The organism is Corynebacterium sp. HMSC055D05, from assembly GCF_001810365.1.
GTDB lineage: Bacteria > Actinomycetota > Actinomycetes > Mycobacteriales > Mycobacteriaceae > Corynebacterium > Corynebacterium coyleae.
The window spans coordinates 210169-226878 of the sequence record NZ_KV801024.1 but is presented as its reverse complement, the minus strand read 5'-3'; the positions used below and the strand labels follow the sequence as shown (position 1 = coordinate 226878).

Genomic DNA, 16710 nt, shown 5'->3' with positions numbered 1-16710 from the left:
CCCCCCAGAAAACCCCGGGCCAATTCCCCTTCGTACCACTGGCGGCGATGAGTTTCGCCGCCTTTGTTTATGTCACTTTCGAGATGTTCTCGGTGGGGCTCATCTCCCCGATGGCGCGAGACCTCGGCGTCTCCGAAGGCCAAATTGGCCTCCTCATGAGCGTCTATGCGGGCTTGGTCGCAGTGGTGACCATCCCGCTGATCCACTTCACGCGTAGCGTCAATAGGCGTCCGCTGCTTATCGCCACTCTGGCGTTTCTCCTCGGCGGGATCGTGCTGCAGGCAACAGCCAGCAACTACTGGATGCTGGTGGCCGGGCGCGTCACCGCAGCATTTACACACGGCGTGTTCTGGTCGCTGGTCAACCCGATGGCGGCACGCATCGCTCCCGCCGGGCAGACAGGTAAAGCGGTGGCTGCGGTGTCCATCGGCTCTACCTTGTCGCTGGTTGCTGGCTCGCCGCTGACCACTGCGTTGGGCACGATGATCGGCTGGCGGGCATCCACGTGGGTGCTTGGCGTAGCGACGATCGGCGCGCTGGTCACCCTGATCGCCACCCTGCCAAGTCTGCCGGCGGTGCCACCGGCGAACAGGGCGAAGGCGACGAACACGAAGTCCGCCATCCCTTCGCTTGTGGTGTACGTGCTGCTCGCGGTGACGGGTATCTTCTCCACCTTTACGTACTTGGCGCTGCTGGTGGAGGGCACCGCCGGCCACGCGTATGTGCCGTTCGGCGTGTCCCTGTACGGCATCGCGGGCTTGGTCGGCATCACGATCGCCGGCCGGAGGGTGGATAGCCGAATGATCCGGCTCAATGCCCTGGCCGCTGCCGTGATGGTGGTGTCCGCCATCGCAGGTTTGCTCGCGCTCGGTGCCGGAAGCGGCCTAGGCATGTTCGCGGTGATCGCCGTGTTCGGCATGGCCGCCGGTGCGCTGCCCACGGTGGCCACCACCATCTTCTTGCACGCAGGCCAGCGCAACCAGGACCTGGCAAGTTCGGTGTACGTGGTCACCTTCCAGGTCGGCATCGCATCCGGTTCCGCGGTTGGTGCTGCGGTGGTGGATGCGGGCTACTTGTCCGGCACCCTGATCTCTACCGGCGTGCTCGGCGCGCTGGCGTTTACGGTGCTGGCGCTGTGGTCGCGCACGCTCCTGCGCTAGCGCCAGCGATTGAAGCACCAGACATACAAACCCCAGACATATAAGCGCAGTCTTATGCGTAGACCGGGGTGCGTGCGTTGACGCCAACCTCGAAGACCTCGTCTCGCGGATTGATCAGCGAGCGGTCGTGGGTGACAAACCCGCAGGCAATGTTGCGCTCTTCAACCAGGTCACGCAGCAATTTCACAATCTCTTGGGAGCGGTCGTGGTCGAGGGCGGCGGTGGGCTCGTCGGCAAGCAAAAGCTCTGGCTCACCCATCAACGCGCGGGCGATGCCGACGCGCTGGCGCTGACCGCCGGAGAGTTCGCCCATACGGCGATCGCCAAGACCCTCGAGGCCGACCTTGGCCAGGAGCTCGTCGGCACGGTCGGGGCGCGGCTTGATCCCGCGGATGTCGTCGGTGACCAGCAGCTGGTCGCGAACGTTGAGCGCGGCGATCAGGTTGGCCTGCTGGAAGATCATGCCGATCTTGTCGCGGCGCACATCGTTGTTCACCTCAACGCCGTTGAGGGTGGCGGTGCCGGAATCCGGTGTGATCAGGCCCGCGGCGACGGAAAGCATGGTGGATTTTCCGGAGCCGGACTCGCCAACAATGAAGGTCAGCTCGCCGGGCTTGGCGGTGAAGTTCATGTTGTCCAGCACGGTTCGCATTTCCTGGCCGTCCTGGAAGGCGACGGTGACATTTTTCAGTTCAAGCATTATGCGGCACCTCCAAGGGCCTGCTGCGGGTTAACTTTTGTAATGGAGCGGGTGGCAATCAGCGCGCCGACCATGCCGAGCGCCCAGATGGCAACTGGCGGGGCGACGGCGGTGAGTGCGGTCAGGGAGAACGGTGCAGCGCCCTGCATCGCCAGCCCGAGGCCGAAGGCGACCACGCCTCCGATTAGCGCACCTGCGCCGAGCAGCACCGCGGACTGGCCGAGTGCGTCCTTGAGCAGGTACTTGTTCGATGCGCCGATGGCCTTCAGGATGGCTAGGTCGCGGCCGCGCTGCATCGTCCACACCGTGAGGAACGCGACGATCACCAGCGCGGCGATGGCGTAGAGGAAGCCCTGGATGAGCTTCAGGGAGCCCTGCTCAGAGGAGTACGCGGGCAGGCCCTCGAAGGACTCCTTCAACGACACACCGCCGCCGACCTCGTGGTCGGCGAGCAGCACGGTGCCGTCGGCGTCGGTGTGCATGATCTCTTTCCAAAAGTCCGTGGGCACCCACAGGACAGGGGAGTGGGAGAACGCCAGGTCCTCGCCGATTGCACCGACGGTGATGGCCTTGCCGGCGACGGTGATCTCCTCGCCCTGCTTGAGTTCAAGGCCCGGCGCGGCAACCGCGTCCTTGCCCAGCGTCTGGCCGCCCGGCAGCACGGTGCCTTCCGGCAGGGACAGGATGGACACTGCGGCGTCTTCGCCGTTTGCCTTGGTCAGCAGCATTTGGCTGGTGCCAAGCGGGGTCATGCCGTCGCGAGCCTCCACACGCGAGGTGGTAAACGACAGGTCTTCCGGGTCCTGGAAGACAACGGATTCCGGCTCGAGCGCTTCAAGTGCTGAGGTGTTCTGCTTGCCCAAGCCTGCGGTCAGGCCGGTCAGCACAACCACCAGCAGGGTGATCAGGGTGACCGTGCCCACGATCAGCCCGAAGCGCCCCTTGGCCGACTTCATTTCTCTCAAACCTACGAACATGACTCCGATTATGGCTTTGACCTGCACTGTTCCACATCGGGCGGGCGGTTGAAATCCCAATCAACCGATCGGTTGATCTACGCTCAGTCCTATGTTGTCCACGACCCGGATTCTGGATTTGTTACGCGTGAGCTTGCACGTGCTGGTCGCCGTATTGCTAGCGGTGGGTCTTATGGGGCAATTGCGTATCGACGACCCCCTGCCCGGCCTCGTTCTCTCCACCGTCTTCGCCGCTGTGTACATGGCGGGCACGGTGTGGCACTACGAGGGCCGGGCCTATCCAAGTTGGGCGCCGTACGCGTGGCTGGGGGTTGTGGCCGCGCTGTGGGTGGGGCTGGTGCAGGTTTCCGCGGACTTCGTGTGGCTGGAGTTTCCGCTGGTCATGTTGGCGTGTGTGATCCTGCCGCGATGGTGGGAATTGGTCGCTGCGGCCGGCTTACTGTGTGTGTCCCTGGTGGCGGTGGCAGCGCCGGGTGGAAATATCGGTGCGGTGGTGGGGCCGTCGATAGGCACGGTGCTCGCGGTGTTCATCGTGCACGCGTACCGGGCGCTGCGTGCGGAGGCCGACCACTACAAGCAGATGGCGGAGGATCTGCGCTCGGCCCAGCGGGAGCGCGCCGCGGCGGAGCATGCGGCGGGCGTGGCGCAGGAGCGAGCACGCCTGGCGCGCGAGGTGCACGACACGATGGCGCAGGGGCTCAGTTCGATCGTGCTACTCGGCCGCGCGCTGGATAAGCAGCTCGGCGACGACGCCGCGGCGCGCGAGACCCTGGACGTGATTCGCTCGACGGCTGCGGACAACCTGGCGGAGGCGCGTCGTTTTGTCAAGGCCAATTCGGCGGACACGGTCTCGGTTGAAGACAAACCCCAGCGTGTGGCGTTGCCGGTGCGGTTGGAGCGCCTTGCCCGGGCAGCGTCGGACCGCCAGCGCGCGCTCGGCGAGCCACTGGAGGTGCAGGTCAACGCGGTGGATTTGCCGGAGCCGGCGGCGTCGGTAGCTGAGCGCATGGTGCGCGAGGGCTTAAGCAACATCGTGCGCCACGCGGGCGCATCTAAGGCGGTGATCACGGTGGATAAGCTGGGCGCGACCGCAACCATCGACGTCTTTGACAACGGCCGCGGCATCTCCGGCAAGGAGGGCTACGGGCTCAAGGGCCTGCGCGCCCGCGTGGAGGAGATCGGTGGGGAACTTTCGGTGGAGGGCAACGTCCTCGCCGCGACACTGCCTGTGGAGGAGCAATGACGCTGCGCGTAATGCTTATCGACGACCACCCGGTCGTCCGCGCCGGCCTTCGCGCCGTTCTCAACTCGTTCGGCGACATGGAAGTGGTGGCTGAAGCCGCCGACGGCGACGCCGACGTGCCCGAAGGCGTGGACGTAGTGGTCTCCGACATTCAGATGCCCGGCGCGTCCGGAATCGACCTGACCCGCCGTTTGGTCAAGGCGGGCGGGCCGCCGGTGCTCATCCTGACCACCTACGACACGCAGGCCGACGTGGTCGCGGCGGTGGAGTCCGGCGCGATGGGCTACCTGCTCAAAGACGCGCCGGAGGATGAATTGCATGACGCGGTGGTGCAGGCGTCGAAACGCAAGCGCGTGCTCTCTCCGCAAGTGGCGAATGTGCTGGCAGACCGTCTGGTCAACCCCGACGAGGCTCTGTCCGCCCGCGAGATTGAACTGCTTCGCGCACTGCAGACGGGCGCGTCGAACCGGGAGATCGCCGAACAGCTCTTCATCTCCCAAGCCACGGTGAAAACCCACCTGATCCACATCTATTCAAAACTGGGGGTTGACAACAGAACAGCTGCCGTAGAGCAAGCTCGGCAGCGTCGCATCATCTAGTGTGTCCCGTATGACTTTCATCGAGCTGCATACTGGGCCCTGGCGCGCCAGTACCTGCTTGCTGGGGCTCAGCGGCCCGCATGACGCGCCAGTTGGCTTGGCCAGCCTGACCTGGCGCCATAACGGCTCGCTGCGTACCGGCGACGATTTGGACCGCCCTCAAGGGCAGATGTTCATCGAGGCAGATGCGTTGCCCGCCCGCCAGCAAATCGCCGAACCTGAGGCGTTTCCGCTGCGTACCGTGACCACTCGAACCGCCGGCGAGGCGTACGTGTTCATCGGTGAAATGTTCGGCCGCAAAGGAGAAATTGAGACGCTCACGCCGTGTGTCGCAGCGCAGATGACGCTTGCCACGGACGCTGAACTTGCGATGACGCTCAACCCTGACTTCGAGTACGCCATCATTGCCTGCGACGGCGATATCGAGGTCAACCGCTCCTCGGTGGTCTCTCACTCCCACATGCTCATTGGTCCGGGTGAGCGCACGCTCGGTTTGGAGAACCGTTCCGAGCATTTCACCCACGTGCTGGTGTTGGGTGGTCTTCCCGAGTAACACGAACCGGGGAGATCTTGCCCACATATAGACCACTTACCGTGCAGACATGCGGTAACAGCGCAATAATCGGATAGTGCTATATATTCTGATTGCTGTCTTGGCCGTCGCTGCCGTCGGCTACTTCATTTACAAAAAAGTCCACGCCGCATCCGCCATCTTCGCGGTGGGTGTGCTGCTGCTCATGATCGCCGCCGCAACCGGCCGCATCGACTACGCCTCAACCGAGTTCGAATCTTCCGGCAACGCGTTCTACGACGAGTTGCTCATCATCGAGGCCCTGTTCAAGTCCCGTTTCGCCGGCACCGGCATGGCAATTATGGTGCTGTTCGGTTTCGTCGGCTACATGCGCCACATCGGCGCCGACGCAAAGACCGTAGTGGCACTGTCTAGCCCGCTGCGTCGCTTCAACGGCTCCTACTGGCTCGTACCCATCGGCTACTTGGTGGCGACGCTGCTGTCGTTCGTGGTGCCCTCTGCCAGTGCGTTGGCGCTGTTGCTCGTGGCCACGCTCATGCCGGCGTTGATCGCTGCCGGGCTGACTCCGCTGACGGTGGGTGCGATCGTCGCTACGGCCTCCACTATTGCCCCGTCCCCGCTGGAGGCGGGCCTGATTCAGGCCGCTGACCTGACCGGCATGACGGTCACCGAGTTCACCTTCGGCAACGTGGCTAAGGCCACCATCCCGGGCCTGATCGTCATCGCGTTTGTGCACATGTGGTGGCAGCACCGCTGCGACAAGAAGGACCTGGTCAAAGCCGGTGCCGCCGCAGGCGAGGCCGACCTGGAGGCCGCGAAGCACGAAGAGTCCGACCGCCGCATCCACGAAGCCATGGAGCGCGCCGAGGGCCTGCCGGGCTTCTACGCCATCTTGCCGTTGATGCCGCTGCTGCTGATCATCGTCTCCGCAATCCTGAACCGCCTGGACATCGTCGGTTTCGAGGCCGGCATTCTCCCCGTGACCGTCGTGTCGCTCATGCTGACCATGATCATCGAGGCCATCCGCCTGCGCGACGTGAACTACGCCGCGGATTCCCTCCAGGACTTCTTCAAAGGCCTCGGCGAGGGCGCCGCAGGCGTGGTGTCCCTGATCGTCGCCGCCGCCATCCTGGTGGAAGGCATCACCCAGATGGGCGTTATCGAGGGCCTGACCAGCCTCGCCCAGGCGTCCTCGGGTGCTGCGATCCTGATGGTGCTGGTGTTCGTCATCGCCACCTCTGTCATGGCAATGCTCACCGGCTCCGGCGTGGCCCCGTACTTCGCGTTCTCCGAAATGGTGCCGGGCATCGCGGCCGACTCCGCCGTGTCCGCCCCGCAGATGCTCACCTCCATTTGGGCCGCCTCCAACACCATGCGCCAGGCTTCCCCGGTCAACGCTGCGGTGCTTATCGTCGCTGGCGCACTGAACGTGAACCCGGTTGACGTGGTGCGCCGCACCCTCGTGCCGTTGGCAGCGGGCATGGTCACGTCGGTGGTGTGCGCGCTGTTGTTCGTCGTGTAGCAAAAGTCCGTATTGTTTCCGGTATGACTGTCTCAGTGCTGATCACCGTCGAAGACTCTTCGCCGGAAATCTCACGTTGCTTCAACGTTGACCCCGACATGACGCTCGGCGCGCTCGCCGAGGTCATCGACGCATCCCTCGGGTTCTCCGGCGCGTCCTCGCACCTGTTCGTGGGCAAGCACGGCACGCAACGTGAGGTATACGCCGAAAGCCCCGGTGCGGGTGAGCAGCACGAAGACACCATCACGGTCGCTGAGATGGAGCCGATGACCTACATTTACGACGCGGCGGCCGACTGGTCCATCCACGTCGAAGTCCTCGGCCCCTCCCACATCGATGCGCCAACGCCGATGCTTGTCGACGCCGCCGGCCCCGACGTCATCGAAGCCTGCAACGGCCCCGCCATGATGACCGAGTTCCGCCGCCAGGCCCGCCTGCTCGCCGCCGGTATCGAACCCGACGTGGACACCGTCACCTTGCTGTTTAGCTTCCTGCCGGTCATGCCGCCGGAGCGCATGCTGGACCGGCTGACCTTCGCCGACCCGGTCACGGTCGCCTCCCGCATGGCCAACGTCGCCGAGGAGCAGTTTTTCGACGAGATGGCCGCCGCCGAATCCGAGGGTCTAGGCCTGGCGGAGCGCTTTGACAACTTCATCAACTCCCAGCCCGGCCTGCGCGAAATCCTGGACGTGGACCCCCACCCGGAGCGCAACCCGGCGATGATCTCGGCCGTGACCGACTTCTTCAACTCCGTCCTCGGCGAAGGCACCGATTTCCCCGAACTCGCCGAACTGGCCAGCCTGCCCGGCTTCGCCGGCCTGCCAGGGCTCGAAGGGCTCGAAGGGCTCGAAGGGCTTCTCGACGACACCGATGACCTCGAAGCCCCCAACTCCCTGACCTTGGTGTTCGGCGACCTGATCAGCCTGTTCATCGCCAGCGTGCCCTACAACGTGGGCGAGCTAACCCCCGAGGTATCCCGCGAGATCCGCGACATCACAGCGCTGCCGTTCCCGGGTACCGTCGTCGATTTTCTTCTCGACGCCGGCCTGTTAAAGAAACGCCACGAAATCCTCACCCCCACCAAAGCGGGCCTGACCTTCCTCAGCAGCGACGACGCCGTCGCCGCCAACGCCGACAACCTGCGCCGCTTCTTCGAATCCGTCATGGGCGCAGACCTGTGGCGCGCCACCGTCGACTGGTTCATCGGCGAGCCCCAGCCCAACCCCGACATCGACGACTACATCCCGTGGCTTTACGGCTTCTGCGTCGTCGAAGAGTACGAACCGGGCCGCTCCGGGCTTTCCGACGAAGGCCGCGCCATGATGCACCTCCACCGCGCCTACTACGAAGGCTAGGTCTAGACCCCGCCCGGTTGGCCCCGCCCGGTTAACTCAGGCGAGCACCAGGTAGAGCCCCACCACGGCAATGCCCAGCATCATCGCGGTGAGAATGGCGATGGGGGCGGTGTTCGGGGCGCTGCGCTCGTCGGCAAGAGCAAATGCGTCGCGCCTGTACAGCCGGCGGTTCAGCAGCCCGATCGCCACCGCGCCAAGCGACAACGCGCACACCGCGAACACAATTAACTCCGGGTAGGCATCCGCCCAGCGCAACAGCGTCGCCGCACACACCAGCATGGCAAGGCCGGTGCGCGTCCAACTCATCGCGGTGCGCTCCGGCTGCAGGCCGGGGTCCGCAACGACGATGCTCACAGCAGGCTCACCCCGACCACCACTGCGGCGACGAACACACCGATGCCCAGAATCGGCACGATCGCCGGCGCCGGGATTGGTTTGCCGTGGCGCAAGGCGCGTTCGATCCGTACCCAACGCACCGCAGCACCTGCAGAAATAGCCATTGAGATCACGATGATGGTGGCGGCGGCGATGGAGCGCACGGTGTCGTCGATACGCGGAAGCTCAAACGCCTCCAACGCAATCCCGCCCGCCAAAAACGCAAGCGCAGTACGCGTCCACGCGAGGAATGTGCGCTCGTTAGCCAAGGTGAAACGCGGATCCGGCTCGTTGCCATCCGGAAACACCCGCCGGGTAAACCAACCACGCTCACTCATGCGCTCAACCCTAGCGCCGCATACACCGTCAGGAGAACCACCCCAACCGCAGCGATCACCCACAAAATCGTGTTTCTTTGCGACGACACCCTCGCCCACACCGCCCCCAACAACGCACCCGCCGTGTTGCAGATGACATCGTCCGTATCGCTATACCCCCACCCGCCGAGGTACTGCGCCGTCTCGATGCCCAGGCTGAACAGCGTGCCTGCCGCGAGCGCCCTCACGATCGAGCCCCGATACGCCACGAACCCCACCGGAATGAACAGCGCAATGTTGCCGAACAAGTTCAACCACGGACCCCACCACACACGCGCATACGTGAACGTCTGCAACGGATTCAGCCGGATCTGACTGATCTGGTGCGACTCCGCCGCCCACACTCCCGGGATCGACACGAAAGCCTTACCCACCGTAAACGCAAGCACGACAACGACAGTCACCACTGCCGCGGCGACCGTTGCCGGTGTACTTCTGGTCGTATTCACCCGCCCCACGGTAGACGCACGTTAGGCTGGCGACCATGAATAGCACCTTGCTGGTTACTGACAATGGCCCCGAGATCGTAGAAACCCGCGATGAATACGCCGGCGAAGGCGACACGCTGATCAACGTCTCGCACTCGTCGCTGAACTACAAAGACGCAATGGCACTGTCCGGCAACCGCGGTGTCCTGCGCGAACTGCCGCGCGTCCCCGGCATCGACGCGGTGGGCACCCTCGAAGACGGCACGCTGGTCACGGTGAACGGCCGTGGGTTGGGGGAGCGCCGTCACGGCGGCTACACCCCGCAAGTGCGTATCGACGACACCCACATCACCCGCATCCCATCCCGCTTCACCGCCGACGATGCCGCCGCCATCGGCACCGCCGGCTACACCGCAGCGCTCTCCGTCGCGGCGTTCGAGCGCGCCTCCTACTCCGTGGACGGACCCATCCTGGTCACCGGAGCGACCGGCGGCGTCGGTTCCATCGCCGTATCACTGCTCGCCGAGCGCGGCCACGAGGTCTGGGCGCTCACCGGGCGTATCGACGAACACAGCACCTGGCTGCGCGAACTCGGCGCCACCGAAATCCTCGACCGCGCCGACTTCACCGGCAAAGGCAAACCGCTGCAGAAGGCGCGCCTCGGCGGCGTGATCGACACCGTCGGCTCCGACATCCTGGCCAACGCGCTCGCCCAACTGCGCTGGGGCGGCGTCGCCACCGCATGCGGCATGGCCGCCGGCAACGACCTGCCCGCCTCCGTCCTGCCGTTCATCCTGCGCGGTACCCAACTGATCGGCGTGAACTCCGTCGACACCCCCAACGACCTTCGCGACGAAGCCTGGGCACTCCTCGACACCTCCCTCAACACAAACGCCATCCGCACCGAAACAATCGGATTGGATGGCGTCATCGAAGCCGGCCAGGCCCTGTTGGAGGGCCGGGGCGGTGGAAGGGTCGTCGTTAAGCTGTAGGCTCCTGCGGCACCGGACCAGCCGAAATCTGCCGGTAGCCGTACGCCAACGCGAGCATCGTCGCCGGCAAGGTCACAATCAAACCAAGACCAAACGGGATCGCACCAATGAGGTTGATCAAACCAGCCAACACCGCGAAGCCCAACAGACGGCCATAGTTACGCGCACCCGCCTTGAAACCGCCGGTGAACGCCTGGCCAAACGTGCCATTGTTGTCACCCGCGAACCACGGCTGCAGCATAAACAGCGGGCTGATCAGCAGCATCACCAACAAACCAATGCCGAATGCCGCCATCACCGGGCCCATCACCGCAAAGAACGTCTCCGGGTCATCCATGATCGCCTCCGGGTTCTCCGGGATCATCGTCGGATCGATCGCCGAAAACGCACCAATGCCCAGCGCCGTCAGCAGCACCGTCATGCCAAGCATGGCGATGACCGACAACAACACCGACATGCCCAGCGTCTTACCAAACGTCGGCGACTTCACATCCCCGAAGTTCAGGTTGCGCGCCAACGTCGCCTGCAACGCCGCACCAATCATCCACGGGCCGAACACCGTCGTGCCGCCCACCTGAATCCAGGTGCCCACCGTCGGCACAAACTGCACCGCCACACTCAGCAGCAGGTAAACCACGCCAAGCGGCAGCCACAGCTTCGGGTTGCCAAACACGGTCTTGAAGCCCCAGCCGATCGCCTCCAAAATGTTCAGCTTGCCGGTGCCCTTCACATGCGACCAGCCGTTATTCGCCGGGTCGTTAATCGGGTGCGGGCTCACACCATCGCCCGGAACGTTGTCCGTCAACTGCTGGCCATGGAACCGCAACGCCGTGTTGCCCGCCATCGACGCCGCCGAATTGACCTCAAACGCGCTGTAGTCGCTGTAGCCGTTTTGGTAGTTGCCGGCTTGGTCGGCGTAGTTGCCGGCGTCGGCGGGGTCGGCGTAACTGTCGTAGCTCGGGTAACCACCATCGTTCTCCGGGTGGCTTCCTTGCGGATGCTGCGGATACGGCTCGAAGCCGTCATTGTTCGGAGTGGACATTGATGTATTCCTTCATCGGATAGGTATCAGTTTTGCCCAGCCGAGTTTAACAACCCTGCGCGGTGGGACGCCGGGCCGGAACGTTGGCGCTGCCCGGGCCGCCTCCTGACAAACTCTGCAAAATCTGTCAGGAACGTTTTCTGACCTGCACGTTTACCGGCGCCTGACAGATTCCGCCGTGATCTGTCAGCCGGACGGGGCGGTGGGGGCGGTGGGGCCGGGCCCGCGGGTCGGGGTGAGGCGGCGGGGCGCCCGGGGTGAGGCAGGCCGGGCATTTTGGGCATCACCGGCAAAATAGTTCCCGGGCGGGGAACTTTCTTCGTCCGGCGGGCTAAGAAAATTCACTACGCCCAGGACAGATCGGCGCGGGCACAAAAAAGTTCCCCGGATTCGGCCGAACCGGGGAACTTTTTTGGGAAGGGTATGAGAAAGGGTAGGGCAGCAGAACCCGAGCAGAAACCCTTACTTGACCACGAGGTTGACCATGCGGCCCGGGATCGCGATCACCTTGACTACGGTCTTGCCGTCCACCAAGGCGGCGACGCGGTCGTCGGCAAGGGCGGCGGCTTCGAGGTCCTCCTTGGAGGCATCGGTGGCCACGTCGATGCGGGCCTTGACTTTGCCGTTGATTTGGACGGGGACCTCGACGGTGTCGTCGGTAAGCCATTGCTCGGCGAACTCCGGGAACGGCTCGAACGTGATGGTCTCGGGGTGGCCGAGCAGGGACCAGAGTTCTTCGGCGATGTGCGGGGCCAGCGGCGAGACCATCTGTACCAGCGGCTCGACGGCGTCGCGAGGCGCACCCGACGGGTAGGTCTTGGTCAGGTAGTTGACGTACTCGATGAGTTTCGCGGCGACGGTGTTGTCGCGAAGGTGGGCGTAGTCGTCGCGTACGCCGGCGATGGTGCGGTGGAGGGCTTTGAGGTCGTCTTCCGTCAACGAAGCGTCCACCACGGTGACCTCGCCGGTGGCCTCATCCACGACCAGGCGCCAGAGGCGCTGCAGGAAGCGTTGTGCGCCGACGACGTCCTTGGTTGCCCACGGGCGGGAGGTGTCGAGCGGGCCCATGGACATTTCGTAAACGCGCAGGGTGTCGGCGCCGTAGTCCTCGACAACCTCGTCGGGTGCGACAGAGTTCTTCAGGGACTTGCCCATCTTGCCGTACTCGCGGTTGACCTCTTCGCCCTGGTAGAAGAACTTGCCGTCCTTCTCCTCGACCTCGGCCGCGGGGACGTAGACGCCGCGGGAGTCGGTGTAGGCGTAGGCCTGGATGTAACCCTGGTTGAACAGGCGGCGGTAGGGCTCCTTGGAGGTGACAAAGCCGAGGTCGTAAAGCACCTTGTGCCAGAAGCGCGCGTAGAGCAGGTGCAGCACGGCGTGTTCGACGCCGCCGACGTACAGGTCAACGCCGCCGGGGTCGTTGGCGCCGTGCTCCTCGGGGCGCGGGCCGGTCCAGTAACGCTCGTTCTCGATATCCACCAGCGCATCCGTGTTGGTCGGGTCGATGTAGCGCAGTTGGTACCAGGAGGAGCCGGCCCACTGTGGCATGACGTTGGTGTCGCGCCAGTACTTCTGCTTGCCGTGGCCCAGGTCCAGTTCGACCTCGACCCAGTCGGTGGCCTTGGCCAGTGGCGGGGCGGGTTCGGAGTCGGCGTCTTCGGGGTCGAAGGCGACGGGGTTGTAGTCCTCTACCTGCGGCAATTCGACCGGCAGCATGTCCTCGGGCAGGCCGTGCGCCTGGCCGTTTTCGTCGTACACGATGGGGAATGGCTCGCCCCAGTAGCGCTGGCGAGCAAACAGCCAGTCGCGCAGTTTGTACTGGATTTTCTCGGAGCCCTTTTGCTTATCGACGACCCACCCAAGGGCCGCTTCAATCGCCTCATCCTTACCCATACCGTTGAGGTCCAGGCCGGATTCGTTGGCGGAGTTGATGTGGGTGGCGTCGCCGGTGAAGGCGGCTTCGGACACGTCGCCGTCCAGAACAGGCGTAATCGGCAGGCCGAAGACGGTGGCGAACTCGTAGTCGCGCTCGTCGTGGGCCGGGACCGCCATGATGGCGCCGGTGCCGTAGCCGGTGAGCACGTAGTCGGCGATGAAGATCGGGACCTGCTCGCCGTTGACCGGGTTGACCGCGTAGGTGCCCAGGAACACGCCGGTCTTTTCCTTGTTTTCCTGGCGTTCCACATCGGACTTGGCGGCGATGGAGCGCAGGTAGGCGTCGACGGCTGCGCGCGGGGTGGCTTCGCCGTTGATCCAGCGGGTGTCGACGTCGGTGGGGTAGGAGTCGGCCACGAGGTCGTCGACAAGCGAATGCTCGGGCGCGAGCACCACGTAGGAGGCGCCGAACAAGGTGTCGGGGCGGGTGGTGAAGACGGTGATGTCGCCGGCGGGCGATTCGAACACGACGTCCGCGCCGCGGGAACGGCCGATCCAGTTGCGCTGCATGCTCTTGACCTTTTCCGGCCATTCGAGCAGGTCAAGGTCGTCGAGCAGGCGGTCGGAGTAGTCGGTGATGCGCATCATCCACTGGCGCAGACGCTTGCGGAAGACCGGGTAGTTGCCGCGCTCGGAGCGGCCCTCGGCGGTGACTTCCTCATTCGCCAGCACGGTGCCCAGGCCCGGGCACCAGTTGACCATGGAGTCGGAGAGGTAGACGAGGCGGAACTCGTCGATAGCCTTGTGCTTCTCTTCGGTGGTCAGGTCGCGGAAGTTGCGGCCGTCCTTGGTCTGGCGAGCGCCGGACATGAGGTCACGCACGAGGTCCTCAATCGGGCGGGCCTTCTGCTGCTCCTCGTCGAACCAGGCGTTGTAGATCTGCAGGAAGATCCACTGCGTCCAGCGATAAAACTCCGGGTCCGTGGTGGCAACGGAGCGGCGCGGGTCGTGGCCGAGGCCCAACATGGCCAGCTGGCGGCGCATGTTGGCAATGTTCGCCTCAGTGGTCGTGCGCGGGTGGGTGCCGGTCTGGATGGCGTACTGCTCCGCCGGCAGACCAAACGCGTCATAACCCAGGGTGTGCAGCACGTTCTTGCCCAGCATGCGGTTGTAGCGCGCGTACACATCCGTCGCGATGTAACTCAGCGGGTGGCCGACGTGCAGCCCCGCACCCGATGGGTAGGGGAACATGTCCTGAACGTTGAGTTTGTCCTTGGGCAGCTCGACCTGGTCTTGCGACGCTTGCGGAGCAAGATCACCAACCGGGTTCGGTGCGTAAAACGTGTGGTTGTCACGCCAGTACGCCTGCCACTTCTTCTCGATCTCATTGGCCAGCTCGGCCGTATAGCGGTGCGGGGTCGCCTCAGTCATGGTTATGCAGTGTAGTGAACAGGCATTGTTTATCTGCGACCTCCGCCCCGAACGCCATTTCCCCAGGGAATTGTTTTCTGGTCCGTTTTTAGGATTTGAAAGATATAGAAAAGATATAGCGGGCGTTTGGACGAGCCGTTTTGCCAGTTGCCGCAGGTCCGCGAATTGTTCCGATATCTTTCTATATCTTTCGGAATTGTTTTCTGCGCAGTTTCACGCGCGAATCCAGCGGGTGCCACGCCCACGAGGGGGACCTTCCGGATCAATCTTTGCCCTACCGAGGCTTCGAAGGTGTCGCAGGATTCTGCCCGCCTCTGCAACGCTGACGCCAGTTTGATCGGCGATGTCGGCGGACCGGAGGGTTTCGCCGTCGAGAAGCTTTGCTTCGATCCATTCCTGAATACTTACCGTTGCCAGTTCGCCAGCCTGGCCCAAGTTGAGAAGTTTCCGAGCCTCGCCGCTGAGTGTCCATTCGTTTGCGTCGGCTACGGAATCGAGGAGGCCGCGCTCCACAAGGTCGTCCATGAGCTCCCTAACTTCAAGCGAAGTGAGCTGGGTTTTCTGCACTGCGGTCGTTGCCGTGATGAGTGCTGCGGAGTTGAGGTGCCACAACACAATCAAGGACGCCACACTATCGACGACAACCTCCCCGTAACGCTTCGACAGCCGCCTCAGCCCCTTGATGAAGTCCACGTCCGGTTTTTGTGCAGCCAGAATCACTTGGACGTTCACATCGGTTGCGATAACCTCCGGCTCACTGCGTCCGGTTCGGAGCATGGTCGCCCACATACGGTCAAAACCACGAGAGCTTTCTTCGGCCAAGCCGAGCGTGCGCATTGCCGCCATCAGCCGGTTGTTCCGCGGAACCGAGGACGTAGATAGGAGTTTGTCCCGGGTCACACCTGGCGGGAGTGGGCCAGGGGAGGTGACTTTAAGCGTTCGATTGGACTGCTCGACAACCACCGGGCCGGGCAGTCGCCAGTCGCGGTGAATGAATGCATTCGCAACAACTTCATCAACGGCCTGCTCGGGAAAACGGCTGATGGCAACCTCTTCACCGTCGTCAAACTGGACCCGTTCAATCTCAGTGTCACCGTTTTCGGTGATCAGTCGGCGAAGGCGGGGCAGTGCCAGCAGGACCGGGTCTGAAATCAACGTCGCCCGGGGTTCCTCACCCGGCAACGTCCGCCAAAGGTGGCGCACAACAACGTCCGTTGGTTCTGGACTGGCCAGGAGAATTTCGCCGGCACGTTTAAGTTTGCCGTCGTCACGCAAAAGCCCAAGTTCCCGCAACAGTCCTGCTGTGGTCTGAGGGACGGCAGCATCGAGGCCGCGCGTCCTGCGGTGTTCGCGGAGCATCCTGCGCGCTTCTTCAACTACCGCTAACGGCAAGTCGTCTATCGAGATATCGGCTGGACCGTTTGAGTAGTCCGGGTTGCGACGTGCCGCGTCGATAGCGCGACGCTCCTCTTCCGTCATCTCCTTGCAGGAAAATTGGCCGTCTGCGGTGCGCTTCTTCGCGGCGCCGTCGCTACGCGTGTACAACGCCCGCGCTTCAGGGACGTGAATAACAACGAGCCTTGCGCCCCACGCATCCAACGTCGTGACCTGGACGTTCATGTTGGGATTGGTCTTGACGAAGATCCGGTGAGTGATCTTTTCTTCATCCAGTTTGGTACCCGTAAACGCTTCCCTCCCGGGAACCTTGTCGGCGACACCCACCACGATGTACCCCATGGCTGCTTCCCCGTTCGCCATGCAGACGGCCTCATCCACCAACTTGTCGACGAACCGCTCCCTCTCCGCCTGTCCTCCCCCTCGAGCGGCGGGATCCTCCTTGAACTCCAAGATGAGCGACTCCTGCGAGTCCGCCGTTGCCCCGTCATTGATCGCCTGAAGCGCATCACGCACGTTTGGGAGAAGATCATCCCAGGCAGATTCTGTAACCATGGTGCGATTGTACATTTCCCCAGGGAATTGTTTTCGGGGCCGTTTTTGGGATTTGAAAGATATAGAAAAGATATAGCGGGCTTGCGGGGCAGGCATCTACAGACGTTTCCCCAGGTCAGCGAATTGTTCCGATATCTTTCTATATCTTTCGG

The 16710-nt window shown here is 63.6% G+C and carries 15 protein-coding genes; 7 read left to right on the top strand and 8 right to left on the bottom strand.

From position 1 onward, the window contains the following. The first annotated feature begins 47 nt into the window (after window positions 1–47). Window positions 48–1160, top strand: coding sequence for an MFS transporter (locus HMPREF2734_RS01005; RefSeq protein ID WP_070568511.1), 1113 nt, complete (start codon window positions 48–50; stop codon window positions 1158–1160). Window positions 1161–1212: 52 nt separating this feature from the next. Here HMPREF2734_RS01005 and HMPREF2734_RS01000 read toward each other — a convergent pair whose 3' ends face one another. Together HMPREF2734_RS01000 and HMPREF2734_RS00995 are read right to left on the bottom strand one after the other, a co-directional pair. Beyond that, a complete protein-coding gene (locus HMPREF2734_RS01000) occupies window positions 1213–1860 on the bottom strand; it encodes an ABC transporter ATP-binding protein (protein WP_070450720.1) in 648 nt (215 codons plus the stop codon). Beyond that, the gene (locus HMPREF2734_RS00995; RefSeq protein ID WP_371440402.1) at window positions 1860–2816 is read right to left on the bottom strand and encodes an ABC transporter permease; all 957 of its coding nucleotides are present in this window, start codon (window positions 2814–2816) and stop codon (window positions 1860–1862) included. The genes HMPREF2734_RS01000 and HMPREF2734_RS00995 overlap by 1 nt, the downstream gene beginning before the upstream one ends. A 112-nt stretch (window positions 2817–2928) precedes the next feature. Here HMPREF2734_RS00995 and HMPREF2734_RS00990 point away from each other — a divergent pair, with 112 nt between their 5' ends. The 5 genes from HMPREF2734_RS00990 (at window position 2929) to HMPREF2734_RS00970 (ending at window position 8088) form a co-directional block, all read left to right on the top strand. Beyond that, a complete protein-coding gene (locus HMPREF2734_RS00990; RefSeq protein WP_070568390.1) occupies window positions 2929–4080 on the top strand; it encodes a sensor histidine kinase in 1152 nt (383 codons plus the stop codon). Further along, the gene (locus tag HMPREF2734_RS00985; protein ID WP_070568387.1) at window positions 4077–4679 is read left to right on the top strand and encodes a response regulator; all 603 of its coding nucleotides are present in this window, start codon (window positions 4077–4079) and stop codon (window positions 4677–4679) included. The genes HMPREF2734_RS00990 and HMPREF2734_RS00985 overlap by 4 nt, the downstream gene beginning before the upstream one ends. A 10-nt stretch (window positions 4680–4689) precedes the next feature. Beyond that, window positions 4690–5232 carry a pirin-like C-terminal cupin domain-containing protein gene (locus HMPREF2734_RS00980; RefSeq protein ID WP_070484586.1) on the top strand — a complete coding sequence of 181 codons (543 nt, stop codon included), beginning with the start codon at window positions 4690–4692 and terminating at the stop codon, window positions 5230–5232. Window positions 5233–5308: 76 nt separating this feature from the next. Further along, window positions 5309–6733, top strand: coding sequence for a C4-dicarboxylate transporter DcuC (dcuC, locus tag HMPREF2734_RS00975; protein ID WP_070422071.1), 1425 nt, complete (start codon window positions 5309–5311; stop codon window positions 6731–6733). Between the two features lie 23 nt (window positions 6734–6756). Beyond that, window positions 6757–8088, top strand: coding sequence for an IS1096 element passenger TnpR family protein (locus HMPREF2734_RS00970; RefSeq protein ID WP_070568381.1), 1332 nt, complete (start codon window positions 6757–6759; stop codon window positions 8086–8088). Window positions 8089–8124: 36 nt separating this feature from the next. Here HMPREF2734_RS00970 and HMPREF2734_RS00965 read toward each other — a convergent pair whose 3' ends face one another. From HMPREF2734_RS00965 to HMPREF2734_RS00955, 3 genes are read right to left on the bottom strand one after another with little or no spacing between them, the layout of a single operon-like run. Then, a complete protein-coding gene (locus HMPREF2734_RS00965) occupies window positions 8125–8442 on the bottom strand; it encodes a DUF202 domain-containing protein (protein WP_246816750.1) in 318 nt (105 codons plus the stop codon). Continuing rightward, on the bottom strand, window positions 8439–8801 hold the full coding sequence (locus HMPREF2734_RS00960) for a YidH family protein (protein WP_070452871.1): 363 nt from the start codon (window positions 8799–8801) through the stop codon (window positions 8439–8441). Before HMPREF2734_RS00960 ends, HMPREF2734_RS00965 begins: the two co-directional genes overlap by 4 nt. Beyond that, a complete protein-coding gene (locus HMPREF2734_RS00955; protein WP_070568509.1) occupies window positions 8798–9289 on the bottom strand; it encodes a VanZ family protein in 492 nt (163 codons plus the stop codon). The genes HMPREF2734_RS00960 and HMPREF2734_RS00955 overlap by 4 nt, the downstream gene beginning before the upstream one ends. A gap of 35 nt (window positions 9290–9324) precedes the next feature. On the opposite strand from HMPREF2734_RS00955, the gene HMPREF2734_RS00950 reads away from it, so the two are divergent. After that, window positions 9325–10260, top strand: a complete 936-nt coding sequence (locus tag HMPREF2734_RS00950) for an acrylyl-CoA reductase family protein (protein ID WP_070568378.1) — start codon at window positions 9325–9327, stop codon at window positions 10258–10260. On the opposite strand, the gene HMPREF2734_RS00945 is transcribed toward HMPREF2734_RS00950, so the two are convergent. The 3 genes from HMPREF2734_RS00945 to HMPREF2734_RS00935 all read right to left on the bottom strand — a co-directional run bounded on the left by HMPREF2734_RS00945 (window position 10250) and on the right by HMPREF2734_RS00935 (window position 16558). Further along, entirely contained in the window at window positions 10250–11302 is a 1053-nt protein-coding gene (locus HMPREF2734_RS00945) for a DUF2189 domain-containing protein (RefSeq protein ID WP_070568375.1), read from the bottom strand. The two genes, HMPREF2734_RS00950 and HMPREF2734_RS00945, sit on opposite strands and share 11 nt — an antisense overlap. 462 nt (window positions 11303–11764) lie before the next feature. Next, a complete protein-coding gene (leuS, locus tag HMPREF2734_RS00940; protein WP_070568373.1) occupies window positions 11765–14608 on the bottom strand; it encodes a leucine--tRNA ligase in 2844 nt (947 codons plus the stop codon). 213 nt (window positions 14609–14821) lie between these two features. Beyond that, complete coding sequence (locus tag HMPREF2734_RS00935; protein ID WP_070568504.1) at window positions 14822–16558, bottom strand: ATP-binding protein; 1737 nt, start codon at window positions 16556–16558, stop codon at window positions 14822–14824. Window positions 16559–16710 lie beyond the last annotated feature (152 nt).